Annotated in this window: 17 protein-coding genes and 1 pseudogene; 5 read left to right on the forward strand and 13 right to left on the reverse strand. The window is 55.8% G+C overall.

Annotated features, from left to right (window positions below):
• Window positions 1–171 precede the first annotated feature (171 nt).
• Window positions 172–792, reverse strand: a complete 621-nt coding sequence (gene fklB, locus ABTW00_RS21150; RefSeq protein ID WP_035893271.1) for an FKBP-type peptidyl-prolyl cis-trans isomerase — start codon at window positions 790–792, stop codon at window positions 172–174.
• Window positions 793–1,002: 210 nt separating this feature from the next.
• Between fklB and ABTW00_RS21155 the strand changes: the two genes are divergently transcribed.
• The gene (locus ABTW00_RS21155) at window positions 1,003–1,647 is read left to right on the forward strand and encodes an OapA family protein (RefSeq protein WP_065356647.1); all 645 of its coding nucleotides are present in this window, start codon (window positions 1,003–1,005) and stop codon (window positions 1,645–1,647) included.
• Between the two features lie 85 nt (window positions 1,648–1,732).
• Here the strand turns inward: ABTW00_RS21155 and ABTW00_RS21160 are convergent, their stop codons facing one another.
• The 5 genes from ABTW00_RS21160 to rpsF form a co-directional block, all read right to left on the reverse strand.
• The gene (locus tag ABTW00_RS21160) at window positions 1,733–2,662 is read right to left on the reverse strand and encodes a DMT family transporter (RefSeq protein WP_064546892.1); all 930 of its coding nucleotides are present in this window, start codon (window positions 2,660–2,662) and stop codon (window positions 1,733–1,735) included.
• A gap of 147 nt (window positions 2,663–2,809) precedes the next feature.
• Window positions 2,810–3,259: a 50S ribosomal protein L9 gene (gene rplI / locus ABTW00_RS21165; protein ID WP_064546889.1), complete on the reverse strand. Its 450-nt coding sequence runs from the start codon at window positions 3,257–3,259 to the stop codon at window positions 2,810–2,812.
• Between the two features lie 41 nt (window positions 3,260–3,300).
• Complete coding sequence (gene rpsR, locus ABTW00_RS21170; protein ID WP_000135199.1) at window positions 3,301–3,528, reverse strand: 30S ribosomal protein S18; 228 nt, start codon at window positions 3,526–3,528, stop codon at window positions 3,301–3,303.
• Between the two features lie 4 nt (window positions 3,529–3,532).
• Entirely contained in the window at window positions 3,533–3,847 is a 315-nt protein-coding gene (priB, locus tag ABTW00_RS21175) for a primosomal replication protein N (RefSeq protein ID WP_064546888.1), read from the reverse strand.
• Window positions 3,848–3,853: 6 nt separating this feature from the next.
• Window positions 3,854–4,249 carry a 30S ribosomal protein S6 gene (gene rpsF / locus ABTW00_RS21180; protein ID WP_042321529.1) on the reverse strand — a complete coding sequence of 132 codons (396 nt, stop codon included), beginning with the start codon at window positions 4,247–4,249 and terminating at the stop codon, window positions 3,854–3,856.
• Between the two features lie 338 nt (window positions 4,250–4,587).
• Here rpsF and ABTW00_RS21185 point away from each other — a divergent pair, with 338 nt between their 5' ends.
• Window positions 4,588–4,863 carry a DUF1471 domain-containing protein gene (locus tag ABTW00_RS21185; protein ID WP_064546886.1) on the forward strand — a complete coding sequence of 92 codons (276 nt, stop codon included), beginning with the start codon at window positions 4,588–4,590 and terminating at the stop codon, window positions 4,861–4,863.
• Window positions 4,864–4,870: 7 nt separating this feature from the next.
• Window positions 4,871–4,954: pseudogene (locus ABTW00_RS21190) on the forward strand (HTH-type transcriptional regulator UlaR); the annotation flags it as partial.
• Here the strand turns inward: ABTW00_RS21190 and yjfP are convergent.
• Window positions 4,951–5,679 carry an esterase gene (gene yjfP, locus ABTW00_RS21195; protein WP_433637449.1) on the reverse strand — a complete coding sequence of 243 codons (729 nt, stop codon included), beginning with the start codon at window positions 5,677–5,679 and terminating at the stop codon, window positions 4,951–4,953. The pseudogene ABTW00_RS21190 and the gene yjfP overlap by 4 nt on opposite strands.
• Before the next feature lie 185 nt (window positions 5,680–5,864).
• On the opposite strand from yjfP, the gene bsmA reads away from it, so the two are divergent.
• Window positions 5,865–6,194, forward strand: a complete 330-nt coding sequence (gene bsmA / locus ABTW00_RS21200; protein ID WP_074416802.1) for a biofilm peroxide resistance protein BsmA — start codon at window positions 5,865–5,867, stop codon at window positions 6,192–6,194.
• 115 nt (window positions 6,195–6,309) lie between these two features.
• Window positions 6,310–6,597, forward strand: a complete 288-nt coding sequence (yjfN, locus tag ABTW00_RS21205) for a DUF1471 family protease activator YjfN (protein ID WP_074416801.1) — start codon at window positions 6,310–6,312, stop codon at window positions 6,595–6,597.
• Window positions 6,598–6,655: 58 nt separating this feature from the next.
• Here yjfN and ABTW00_RS21210 read toward each other — a convergent pair whose 3' ends face one another.
• The 6 genes from ABTW00_RS21210 to ABTW00_RS21235 all read right to left on the reverse strand — a co-directional run bounded on the left by ABTW00_RS21210 (window position 6,656) and on the right by ABTW00_RS21235 (window position 13,089).
• The gene (locus ABTW00_RS21210) at window positions 6,656–8,269 is read right to left on the reverse strand and encodes an isovaleryl-CoA dehydrogenase (protein ID WP_433637452.1); all 1,614 of its coding nucleotides are present in this window, start codon (window positions 8,267–8,269) and stop codon (window positions 6,656–6,658) included.
• Window positions 8,270–8,379: 110 nt separating this feature from the next.
• Window positions 8,380–9,111 (reverse strand): 23S rRNA (guanosine(2251)-2'-O)-methyltransferase RlmB, encoded by a 732-nt coding sequence (gene rlmB / locus ABTW00_RS21215; RefSeq protein WP_064546875.1) that lies wholly within the window; start codon window positions 9,109–9,111, stop codon window positions 8,380–8,382.
• Window positions 9,112–9,238: 127 nt separating this feature from the next.
• Window positions 9,239–10,306, reverse strand: coding sequence for a Gfo/Idh/MocA family protein (locus ABTW00_RS21220; protein ID WP_433637455.1), 1,068 nt, complete (start codon window positions 10,304–10,306; stop codon window positions 9,239–9,241).
• Between the two features lie 2 nt (window positions 10,307–10,308).
• Entirely contained in the window at window positions 10,309–11,277 is a 969-nt protein-coding gene (locus ABTW00_RS21225; RefSeq protein ID WP_433637457.1) for a sugar phosphate isomerase/epimerase family protein, read from the reverse strand.
• Window positions 11,274–12,068 carry a ThuA domain-containing protein gene (locus ABTW00_RS21230; RefSeq protein WP_433637459.1) on the reverse strand — a complete coding sequence of 265 codons (795 nt, stop codon included), beginning with the start codon at window positions 12,066–12,068 and terminating at the stop codon, window positions 11,274–11,276. Before ABTW00_RS21230 ends, ABTW00_RS21225 begins: the two co-directional genes overlap by 4 nt.
• On the reverse strand, window positions 12,016–13,089 hold the full coding sequence (locus ABTW00_RS21235) for a Gfo/Idh/MocA family protein (protein WP_433637461.1): 1,074 nt from the start codon (window positions 13,087–13,089) through the stop codon (window positions 12,016–12,018). The genes ABTW00_RS21230 and ABTW00_RS21235 overlap by 53 nt, the downstream gene beginning before the upstream one ends.
• Window positions 13,090–13,136: the final 47 nt, after the last annotated feature.

Below are 13,136 nucleotides of genomic sequence, written 5' to 3' on the forward strand. Positions count from 1 at the left end.
TAAATATAATGTTAATTTTATGTTTAAAGTGAGTGTTATATCACCTCACCTATGGGAAACAGCTCACAAAAATACACGCAACAGCGGCATTTGCAAGATTAAATCCCAGGATATATCAAACTTAAGGATTTTATATCCCCTCCCCGAATGGAGAGAGGATAAATGCCAGAATTACAGGATTTCCAGCAACTCAACTTCAAAGACCAGGGTGCTGAACGGAGGGATAGAAGCCCCCGCGCCGCGCTCGCCGTAGGCCAGGCTGTGAGGGATAGTCAGTTCCCATTTGGAGCCAACCGGCATCAGGGTCAGCGCTTCGATCCAGCCAGCGATAACACCGTTAACCGGGAATTCAGCCGGTTCGCCGCGTGCCACGGAGCTGTCGAAGACGGTGCCGTCGATCAGTTTACCGGTGTAGTGTACGCGAACGTGATCGGTACGCGCCGGGATTGCCCCCTCGCCCTGAGTCAGTACGCGGAACTGCAGACCAGATTCGGTGCTGTTTACGCCTTCTTTCTCACGGTTTTCTTCCAGGTATTTCACGCCATCTTCCGCCATCGCGGCAAAACGCTCGCGACGCACCGCATCGGCACGTTCGTGGATTTCACGCAGCGCGCGATGAACAACGTCTACCGGCACGGCAGGCTGCTTGCCTTCCAGCGCATCGGCGATACCGGCAACCAGCGCTTCCGGCAGTAAACCCTGCAAACCGGACTCGCTCAGCTGCTGTCCAACCTGCAGGCCGATGCCGTAGCTTGCCTGTGCTTCAATGGTGTCAAAAGTCGGGGTGGCCATCGTCTTTCCTTTCTTCGGGTATAAAGTAGCGGGCAGCATAGCAGCCACGCCGCACAGGGTAAAACTTTGTGTCAGGAAAGATGACAAATTACCGGGAAAAAGAAACAATAAGTTTTGCCTATAGGATATGATGAAAGTGCGCTTTGCCACGTTCATCAGGCAGTTAGCCATCTATACTGGATAGCATCGACACGGAGCAGGAGGAGAGCCATGCCCGGGAGATTTGAAATTAAACCTTTGCTGGTGAAAATCTGGCATGCGCCGGACGATCTTCGCATCCTGGACCCGCTGCCGCCTGCCCACCGTCGCGGCGTGATTGTTGCTGCACTGGCTATTATCGTCGGCTTCCTGCTGCCTTCCGCTGACGATGCTCCGGCGACGCCGGTCAGCCGTACCGCACAGCTCGACTTCCAGTCGCAATCACAGCCGCAGCCAGACACGCAGCCTTTGCATGCCCAACTGGTGACGCCGTCTAACGACCTCGACCAGGTCGCCCCGGTCGCACCAGAGCCGGTGCAGGAAGAGCAGCCGAGTGAACAGGAACAGGCCCCCGTCTCGCGTACTCAGCCGTACCAGGAAAGCCGCAGCAGCAGTACCGAATGGCGAACCTATCAGGTTGAGGCGGGAAAAACCCTGGCGCAGCTGTTCCGCGACAACAATCTGCCACCGACCGACGTTTACGCCATGGCGCAGGTAGAAGGGGCTGGCAAACCGCTCAGCAACCTCAAGAACGGACAAAAGGTACAGATTCGTAAGAACGCCAACGGCGTGGTTACCGGGCTGACCATTGAATCTGATAACGGGCAGGTGCTGTTTACCCGTCAGGCGGACGGCAGCTTTATTCGCGCCCGCTAACCGTGTAGAGTGCCGGATGGCGGCTTCGCCTTATCCGGCCTACAAAACCGTGACGTTTGCCTGATAAGCGGGGTGCCATCAGGCATTACCGCTTAACCTTATTTACCCACCAAATCCCCGAACACACCAGCACCAGGGCAATCGCATATTTCCATTCGAGAATATTTTCCCCGAGGAAAATTGCCGATAGCACCGACCCCGATACCGGAATCAGGAAGTTAAACGGCGCGATCATCCCCACGCGGTTGTACTTAAGCAGGATACTCCACAGCGCAAAGGCCACCGAGGAGAGCAGCGTCAGGTAGCCGAGAATCGCCACCGAGGAGAGACCGTGGAAGGTCAACGTGCCGCCGCTCAGGTAGCCGCCAATCACCAGCGCCAGGCCGCCAATCGCCAGCTGATAGCCGGTCATTACCGTCGGGTCGACCGTCTGGGAAATGCGCTTACCGTACAGCGATGCCGCCGACAGGATAAACGCCGCCAGCACCACCGAACCATCGCCCAGCAGGCTAAAGCTGAAGTCCATCAGGCCGCTGTTGAAGTTCACCACCATCACCCCGGCAAAGCCGAGAATACAGCCCAGCGTCTTGTTATAGCTGAGCTTGTCATTCTGGTAGATGAAGTGCGCCAGCAGCACGCTGAAGAAGGTCCCGGTGGCGTTCATAATCGACCCTTTCACCCCGGTGGTGAAGGCCAGACCGATGTAGAAGAAGATGTACTGTAACGAGGTCTGCGTCAGCCCCAGCAGCGTGAGCTGGCCGAACTGGCGCGGGCTTAAACGTGCGACAGGCTTACGCTGTGCCATGGCCAGCAGCAACAGCAGCATCCCGGCAAACAGGAAGCGGTAGCCGGCAAAGACGATTTTAGTCGGGATATCGTCGGCAGCAATCTGGAAAATTTCGTATCCGCTCTTGATAGCCGGATAAGCACTGCCCCACAGCAGACAGCAGAAAGCGGCACAGAGGTAGACAACGTTCTTGCGGGAAAATAGCGGATGCTGGCGGAGAGTGTCCATTCTTTAACCAAAAAATTAAAATATTGTTTTAATTTTTTGATTATCGCGAAAAGGATGAAAAATAGCCAGTCGAAAAGTGGTGGGCCAGAAAGGCAAAACGCCGGCACGAGGCCGGCGTCTTGTTGTTATCAAAACGTGGGTTGCAGATTACTCAGCAACAACGTTGATGATAACTTTAGCGAACACTTCGCTGTGAACCTGGAAGTCCACTTCATGCTCACCAGTGGTACGCAGAACGCCGTTCGGCAGACGAACTTCGCTCTTAGCAACTTTAACGCCGGCTGCAGTTACAGCGTCAGCGATGTCGCGAGTACCGATGGAACCGAACAGTTTACCTTCGTCGCCAGCTTTAGACGCGATGGTTACGGATTCCAGTGCGTTGATCTGCGCAGCACGAGCTTCAGCAGCAGACAGAACGTCAGCCAGTTTGGCTTCCAGCTCAGCGCGGCGTGCTTCGAAGAATTCAACGTTTTTCTTGGTAGCAGGAACAGCTTTACCCTGCGGGACCAGGAAGTTACGAGCGTAGCCCGCTTTAACGTTAACCTGATCACCCAGGCTACCCAGGTTTGCTACTTTATCAAGCAGAATAACTTGCATTACCTTATCCTCTCAAAGTCGTATTAATGGACCGTGACCGATTACTGATGACGATCAGTGTACGGCAGCAGGGACAGGTAGCGAGCGCGTTTGATAGCGCGTGCCAGCTGACGCTGATATTTTGCACGGGTACCGGTGATACGGCTCGGGACAATCTTACCGCTTTCGGTGATGTAGTTTTTCAGCGTAGCGATATCTTTATAGTCGATCTCTTGAACGCCTTCCGCGGTGAAACGGCAGAACTTGCGACGACGGAAATAACGTGCCATATGGCTAGTCTCCAGAATCTATCAATTCAATCTGCTCGGCATGCAGTACCATTTTGCTCAGGCCATTCTTTGCTTTGTGGCAACAGATAAAACCCTGCACGGTGACTGCGCTACCGACCGTTATACTGTGAGTAATGGCCTGGTTTTCCTGCCCGCTGATTATTACAGGCATTTGGCACCACGCCTGCCGGTGAAACCCGGCTTCCTCCTGCACAGAACGATGCTCAAGCACGAACTGGCAATGAGGAATTCCTGATGGACTGACCTTTCGAAGGGGCATCCTGCACACGGTGCCGGATAACACCAGACGGTTGGTCATCAGAAATTACTCTTCAGAATCCCCAGCTTCAGCATCATCTGCGGTTTCGTTAGCGAAATCATCGCGACGTTCACGACGCTCGTCTTTCGCTTTAACCATCGGAGATGCTTCAGTAACAGCGTGTTTAGTACGCATAACCATGCTGCGGATAACGGCATCGTTGAAGCGGAAGGTAGTTTCCAGCTCATCGATCACTTCCTGCGGCGCTTCAACGTTCAGCAGAACGTAGTGAGCTTTGTGCAGTTTGTTGATCGGGTAAGCCAGCTGACGGCGGCCCCAGTCTTCCAGACGGTGGATCTTGCCTTCTGCACCAGTGATGGCAGCAGAGTAACGCTCGATCATACCCGGAACCTGTTCGCTCTGGTCAGGATGGACCATAAAAACGATTTCGTAATGACGCATCGAATTGCTCCTTACGGATTATTCAGCCTCCTGTCTGGGTCAGCCGCGGCCCATGGAGGCAAGGAACGTGTTAAAGGGCGGCTGAAAAATTGACGCGTCATAATACTTGCCTGCCCCCTGAAACTCAAGCTAATTGCGCAAAAAGTTCGCACAAAGCGTGAAGTTGATCTAAGTAGATGATTTAAAATTGAACAGTAACGGATGATGCATTTTTTTGAACGACAGCATCAGAAATGGTCGCGATACATCCGCCAAAGAGTGATTACACTTAAATCAGAAGCCCCCCACCACCACAGGAGAGCCGAGTAACCGTCAGGGCCGTGAGTCAGGAGTCGAGTATGAAAAACATCATTATTGCCATTATCGCTACGCTACTGGTTAGCGCCAGCGCACAGGCCGCCATTAAGATCGATGGCCGTCAGGCGCGTAACATGGACGATGTTCACAGCCTGGGGGTTATCTATATCAATCATAATATCGCCACTGAGCAAGAGGCCGAGCAGGCGCTCAGTCAGGAGAGCGATGCTCAGGGAGCAAAATACTTCCAGCCTATCCTGGTGCATGAACCGGGTAGCGACGGTTTGATCCACGCCAGCGCCGCGCTGTATCGCTAACGGCGATAATTTGCCCATCACCGGAAAACAGGCCGACCCGGTGCTCCTCAAAAAGCTTGAGGATCAGGGCGTGCAGGTGATCCGCGTTTAAAGATGCTGGCGGAAAAACGCCACCGTGTCGTCCAGCGCCTCTGGCGTAATGCGGTGGCGAACGCCTGCTTGCCAGAGGCAGGTTAGATGCGTATCCAGCCCGGCGTCATGCAGTGCCTGCTGTAGGCGGAAGGTTTCTCCGGCGGGCACCACATCATCTTCTTCACCGTGCCATAGCAGCAGTGGCCTGTCCGACAGGCGCGCCAGCTGATGGCCCACGTCCCATTTTGCCAGCGGAGCCATCAGGCGTTCCCGCTGCTGTGGCTGAGGTGGAAACAGCGTAGTGGAAAGCTCGGTGAAATAGCCCGATCCCATCAGGCTGGCGACACACTTCAGCTCCGGGTGATGCGTCATCAACCCCAGTGCGGTCATCCCCCCCATTGATGCGCCAGCGACTGCCAACCGCCCTTCACTCACCATTCCGCTTGCCAGCAGCGCGTCGCGCAGCGCCGGAAACTCGGTGAAATTCTGTAGCAGAATCTGCCAGAAATGCTGCAGGCGCTCGGCGCCATCGCCGTTAAAACGCTCGCCGTGCTCTGCCGCGTTCGGCATCACTACCCGAAAACCACCCTGCGCCAGGGCCACGGCAAAATAGCTATAAACCAGGTTAGAAGAGGTAAAGCCATGATAAAACACAATGGTTGGCAGCGCCTTTTCCGCGCCTCCTTTAGGCCAGGCATGCAGAACTTGCTGTCCTGCTAACGTGCGAGTTTCCAGTTCAACCATCGGGCCTCTCCTTTAGCTATGCTGATATAGCAGACGAAAATGGATTCAGTAATATAACGACAATACGCTTGATTGATAACATTGAGAACCCGGTTACGGTTTCGTGTTATTTTCATTCGAAAATAGCGCTATGGTTAACAAATCAGGAACATTAACCCAAAAGGGAAATTTTTCCCCACTACACTATGGCTATCAGGAAACGGGAAATGACGATAAAACGGTTAATCCCACTGTTGTTGGCGCTCTTGCTGAGCGGTTGTACCCTGCTGGAAGGCACGCCTGAAGCGCCGCCTCCGGTAACCGACCACCCGCAGGAGATTCGTCGCAACCAGACGGAAGGTTTGCAGCGCATGGGTACGGTTAGCGCGCTGATTTATGGCTCGCCGATGGACGTTGAAGAGACGATCAGGGCGAAAGCCACCGCGCAGAAAGCGGATTACTACGTGATCGTGATGATAGACGATACCGTCGTGCCCGGGCAGTGGTATTCACAGGCAATCCTTTACCGTAAGTAACCTTGAGTAGCTTTACGTAGGTTTGCACCGTTTCACGTTTCCTTGATGCACAATGACGCCTCTGTCGGAGTACAGGACATGCGTCTCTATGGACTGCCCTGGTGGGTTATGTGAAATGGAGCTGACGATGAAACAATCAATTACCTTATCTACCCTGCTTTTGTCAGGCGGCACGCACGCTGCTGCAGCGCAATCTGCAGAGTTCGCCAGCGCCGATTGTGTCACCGGGCTCAATGAGATCGGACTGATTTCAGTAAACAATGTCGCCGGGAGTCTGGAAGACGTCGAACTGGTTATCGCCCGCAAGGCGGATGAACAGGGCGCCTCCTGGTATCGTATTGTTCAAATGTACGAAGAACCCCAGCAAGATAACTGGCGTGCACAGGCGATTATCTATGCCTGAGACCAGCCGCTAGAGGAAGAAGCGTTCATCCACCACGCTTCTTCCCCCCCCTCATGCACTACCTTCCCCTGCCCGTAGCCCGATGTAATACTTCGCTTATCACCTGTTCAGGCAGCAGCACGCCACCGCGCGGATCGAGCATCATTCGACACCAGGCCTGCGCCAACGGCGGAGAAGCGTAACGCAGCATCTGCGCCCCCACGCCCAGCAGATAGAGCTGGCCGGTAATCTCACGGCCCTGCGCTTGTGAAGGCTTGCGAAGCCGCTGCTGAAGCTGACGCCAGTGGCGATCGAAATGGCGATCCAGGCCTTTCACTTCCGCACACTCAGCGGCCAGCAGCGCAAGCGCATCCGGCTGTTTCATCAGCACGCGCAGCACATCGAGACACATGATATTGCCGGAGCCTTCCCAGATACTGTTCACCGGCATCTCGCGATACAGGCGTGGCAGTTCGCTCTCTTCGCAGTAGCCTATCCCGCCCAGCACCTCCATCGCCTCAGCCACGAACGGAATACCCGCCTTGCAGATGGCGAACTTGGCGGCGGGCGTGAAGAGTCGCGCCCATAGCGCGTCGTGTGGCTGCTCCCAGGCGCTGGCCAGGCGGAACAGGAACGCCGTCTGCCCCTCCAGCTGGAGCGCCATCTTACCCAACACCTGACGCATCAGCGGCAGGTCAACCAGGTTATGCCCGAACGCCTGGCGCTGGAAGGCATGGTACAGCGCCACCGAGAGGGCGCGGCGCATCAGGCTGTGGCTGCCCAGCGCGCAGTCAAAACGGGTCAGGCCGCCCATTTTGAGTATCTGACGAATCCCTTCGCCCTCTTCACCCAACGTCCAGCCAAGCGCCTGCTGAAACTCCGCCTCGCTACTGGCATTCGCGCGATTGCCCAGCTTGTCTTTCAACCGCTCAAGGCGAATGGCGTTGCGCGTACCGTCAGGCAGCAGTCGCGGCACGAAGAAGCAGGTCAGCCCGCCATCGGCCTGCGCCAGGACCAGATGCGCATCGCTCTGTGGTACCGAGAAAAACCATTTATGTCCGGTAAGTTGATAGCTGCCATCCTCCAGCCTTTCTGCTCGCGTGCTGTTACTCAGCACGTCTGAACCACCCTGCTTTTCGGTCATCCCCATGCCAATCAGTAGGCCCCGTTTTTGCGCGCCGGGCTGCTGATGTGGATCGTAGCGGTCGCTCAGCAAGGGAGTGCGCCAGTCGGCAAACAGCGGCGGCAGCGCTTGCTGTAACAGCGGCGTCGCGGCGAAAGTCATGGTGATAGGGCACAGCGTGCCGGCTTCAACCTGCGCATGCAGCATAAAGCGCGCGGCGCGAGCCACAAACGCGCCGCTGCGCGCATCTTCTTCCCAGGGAAGGTTATGCACACGGTTGGCGCACAGCCCCTGCATCAACAGGTGCCAGGCCGGGTGAAAGCGCACATCGTCCAGCCGCTGGCCCTGCGGATCGTAGCGCAACAGTTCCGGGGGATGGGCGTTAGCCAACCGCCCCAGCTCCAGCGATTCGGCAGTACCGAGTTGTTGACCAATACTGGCCAGCAGTTCGCTGTCCCAGCCGGCGCCGTGGCGAGTTATCGCATCGCGAAGTGCGGCGTCGGAAAGGAACAGGTTACTGTTATTTAAGGGAATAGGTTGATTGAAAACGGTGTGAGTTTGCCAGTGCATTGTGTCTCCCTCCGTCAATAGGCAACAGATTAATTATGGACGGTCAGGGACGATGCACAATAAAAAGCCACCCAAAAGGGTGGCCAGGATCAAACTGTAGAGGTTGCGCGTTAGCTGCGCTGGCGTACCGCTTCGAACAGGCAGATACCCGTCGCCACGGAGACGTTCAGCGAAGAGACGGTGCCCGCCATCGGGATGCTGATCAGCTCGTCGCAGTGCTCACGGGTCAGACGGCGCATACCTTCACCTTCCGCGCCCATCACCAGCGCCATCGAGCCGGTCATTTTGCTCTGGTACAGCGTGTGGGTCGCTTCACCGGCGGTGCCCACAATCCAGACGTTCTCTTCCTGCAGCATACGCATGGTACGCGCCAGGTTGGTCACGCGGATCAGCGGCACGCTTTCCGCCGCACCGCAGGCCACTTTTTTCGCCGTCGCGTTCAGCTGGGCGGAGCGATCTTTCGGTACGATCACCGCGTGCACGCCCGCCGCATCGGCGCTACGCAGGCAGGCGCCGAGGTTGTGCGGATCGGTTACGCCGTCGAGAATCAGCAGGAATGGGTTATCAAGCGTAGCGAGCAGATCCGGCAGATCGTTTTCCTGATACTGGCGACCCGGCTTCACGCGCGCAATGATCCCCTGGTGCACCGCACCCTCGCTTTTCTCATCAAGGTACTGACGGTTCGCCAGTTGAATCACCACACCTTGCGCTTCCAGCGCGTGGATCAGCGGCATCAGACGTTTGTCGTCGCGACCTTTCAGAATAAAAACTTCCTGAAAACGTTCAGGCGCGCGCTCCAGCAGAGCCTGCACGGCGTGGATGCCGTAAATCATTTCACTCATTAAAAATACTCGTTTGAGGCGGGAATGCGCCGGATTATATGGGCAATACCCATGTCGTTACGGCTATTATAACCGACAACGCCCGTAGAGCGAATGCTCCACGGGCGAAGGCGGGTTAAACGCAGGATTATCTCACGCTATCAACGTGTTCGACCACGCGCCTCTCGCGGGAGGCGGTAACAATCGCCGCCATCAGATTCATCACCCGCAGTACTTCGTCGTTTTTCACCATCGGCGCTTCTCCCTCGAGGATCGCCTGCGCCACGTTGTTGTAGAAACCGGTTTGCGGATGCAGCGGCGCAGGTAGCGGGTGCTCGGCGACGGCGTCCTCATTGGGCGGCGCCATCGTTTTAGTCAGCCCGACCCCGGCCTGAATCGGCACGGGTTCCGGCGCCACGCTCTCGCGTACGCGCGTCACCACGCCGCCGCTGAGATCCCAGTCGGCAATCAGCGCGCTGCCTTCCGTTCCCTTCACATACCAGCGTGGCAGCTTGATAAAGTTAGTGGTGCCCACTTCAATATGCGCCGTTAACCCGCTTTTAAACGCAATATGCGCGGTAAAGCCATCATCAACCTCGTGACCCAGCACATAGCTGAGGGAAGCATACACATGGTCAATCTCGCTATCGTCGAGCAACAGGAGCTGGTCGAGGAGGTGAACGCCCCAGTCCAGCAGCATACCGCCCCCCTGCGCCGGGCAGTGACGCCAGTCGCCCGGAATACCGTTCGCCCCCTGCACCCGCGACTCGACGTGAAAAATATCGCCGATGCGCTTTTCCTGCCACAGACGGCGCACGGTCAGGAAGTCTTCATCCCAACGGCGATTCTGGTGAACGATTAACATGCGGCCCATTTCGTCGGCCACCGCCATCATCGCTTTAAACTCGTCTACCGTCAGCGCCACCGGCTTTTCGCAAATGACGTGTTTACCGGCTTCCAGCGCGCGGATTGCCAGCGTTTTATGGACGTCGTTTGGCGTGGCGATCAGCACGATCGCCACCTCCCGATCGGCCAGCAGTGCGGTAAAACTCGGATAGGCGACCAACCCGCTTTCACTCGCCAGCCGCAGGCGGCCATCGTCAATATCAAAGACACCCTTTACTCGTATGCGATCGCTGGCGTGGGCCAGATGCACGTGATACGCGCCCATCCCGCCATAGCCGACGATCGCCATCTGTAATCTATCGTTGCCCATACTTATACCCACCACATAGTGAGCGGCTGCGCGCGAATCAGGATTGATTGCAGGTTGGTCACCGCGCGCATAAAGCCTTCTTCCACCGACATCAGCGGATCTTCGTGTTCAATACTCACCACATAGTCATATCCCCAGGTACGCAGCGCGCTCATGATATCCGCCCACTGCTGGATACTGTGGCCATAGCCTACGGTACGGAAGTTCCAGGCGCGGGTACGGATCGCGCCATAAGGCTGCATATCCGTTAGCCCGTACATGTTGATATTGTCCTGATCCAACCAGGTGTCTTTGGCATGGAAATGGTGAATTGCTCCCTGTTCTCCGAGAATGCGGATGGCCGCCACCGGATCGATACCCTGCCACCACAGATGGCTGGGATCGAGGTTGGCGCCAATCGCATCGCAGGTTGCCTCACGCAGTTTCAGCAGGGTATAGGGCGTATGGCAGAGAAAGCCGCCGTGCAGCTCAATACCTATTTTCACCCCGTGCGCCTGCGCCAGCTGGCCTATCTCCCGCCAGTAAGGGATCAGCTTGGTCTCCCACTGCCAGGTTTTAATATCGCTGTACACCGTGGGCCAGGCCACCACCGGCCAGTTTGGCGCAGTGGCCTGATCATCGTTGCCCGCCGTGCCGGAAAAAGTATTCACCACGGGCACACCTAACAGCGCCGCCAGCTTGATGGTTTTACGCAACAAACTATCCGCCGCTTCGCGCTCGGCTTTAACCGGTGAAATAGGGTTATCGTGGCAGCTCAGGGCGCTAATCACGATCCCGCGTGACGCGAACTGCGCGAGATAGGATGCCCGACTCGCTTCGCTGGCCAGCAGTTCATCAATCGGGCAGTGATGATTTCCCGGGCAGCCGCCGGTGCCAATTTCAACTGCATCCAGGCCCGCCTGCTGAACTTTATCCAGCATCGCCTCAAGAGAAAGATCGGCAAAGAGTGGAGTAAACACGCCAAGTTTCATTTGACCGCTCCTGTAATTGGATAAATATTTTTTTCATTACCATAAACGGGATAGCTATTTCCACGCGGCGCACAGTAGGTTACGCCGTTGCATATAATCGTCTGTATATGAGGATGGTAATAGGTAGGGTAGCTTTCATGACCCGGTTGAAAATAAAATATCCGGCCATTTCCTCGTTTATAGGTAATGCCGCTACGGAAAACATTACCGCCGGCAAACCAACTTAAAAGCAGCGTTTCATCAGGCGCAGGAATATCAAAATGCTCGCCGTACATTTCTTCTTTTTCCAGCATAAAGCTTTCGGGAATGCCTTTTACAATATCATGCGTAGGATCGATAACGAAAATACGTTCCTGCTCTTCGGCTTCACGCCATTTAAGATCGCAGCTGGTTCCCATTAGCTTCTTAAATATTTTCGACATATGCCCGGAGTGCAGCACAATCAATCCCATGCCTTTCAGCACCCGCTGCTGAATGCGTTCCACTACGCTATCGGCAACCTCGTGATGGGCGATATGCCCCCACCAGATTAAAACATCCGTTTCATTCAGCACCGCTTGGGTTAAACCATGCTCCGGTTCATCCAGCGTGGCCGTTCGGGTGATAAACCCCGCCGTTTGCAGGAAAGAGGCGATTTGCCCGTGAATCCCCTGCGGATATACAGCGGCGATGGCCGGGTCCTGCTGCTCATGGCGATGCTCATTCCATACCGTAACGCGAATCATCAGATTATCCTCTTCAGGAAAAATAGACCGGCTGCCCCGTGGCGGCAGATTGATAGATGGCTTCAAGAATTTGTGTCACCACCAGCGCCTGCTGCGGCGTCACCACCAGCGGAGTATCGTCACGCACGGCGGCGATCCAGGCTTTTGCCTCCAGCAGCGCCGGGTCATCGTCGGTAGCGTCATAAAAATCAACGCCATCCGCGCCAAGCTGGATTCGCTGCTCATAGGTGGCGCCGTAGGCTTCGCCGTTAATCCGTAGCCCATCGAGCATATCCGCGCCGCCCTTCGTCCCCGATAGCGCGGTTTTCGCCTCGCCGATATCCAGGGTATTGAGCGCCCAGCTTGACTCGAGAATGATGGTCGCGCCGTCCTCCATCGTGATAAAGCCGAACGCAGAATCTTCAACGGTGAACAGCTCAGGATCCCACGGCCCCCAGGCGTTGGCCGCGTCTTTCATGGACGATAATTTATGGTAGGTGTTGCCCACGACGTATCGAGGCCGATAGTTGCCCATCATCCACAGGGTTAAGTCCAGCGCATGGGTGCCAATGTCGATCAGCGGGCCGCCGCCCTGTGCTTCTTCATCAAGGAATACGCCCCACGTCGGCACCGCGCGCCGACGTATGGCCTTCGCTTTGGCATAATAGATTTCGCCGAGGTCGCCGTTTTCGCACACCTGGTGCAGATAGCGTGAATCTTTGCGAAAGCGATTCTGGTAGCCAATAGTGAGTTTTTTCCCCGTCCGCTGCGCGGCGTCGACCATTGCCTGCGCCTCAGCGCTGGTTTTGGCCATCGGTTTTTCACACATCACATGCTTACCCGCTTCCAGCGCCGCAATTGAAATAACTGCGTGGGAAATATTCGGCGTACAAACATGAATGACATCAATATTTTCATGCGCGAGCAGGGTGTGGAAATTGGAATACGCCCGCGCGCCCTCCGCGCCGTATTCAAGCAGCGCCTTTTGCGCCCGTTCAATTTTAATATCGCAAAAAGCGACCATTTCAACATCTGGAAGCTGCGCAAGCGCCGGCATATGTTTTGCGTTAGCAATACCACCGCAGCCAATAATACCCACTCTAATCATCCCATGACTCTCCGTTTAATTGCAGCACACGGTCATGGTACAAAACC

Source organism: Kluyvera georgiana (assembly GCF_050990895.1).
In the GTDB taxonomy this organism is placed as follows: domain Bacteria; phylum Pseudomonadota; class Gammaproteobacteria; order Enterobacterales; family Enterobacteriaceae; genus Kluyvera; species Kluyvera georgiana.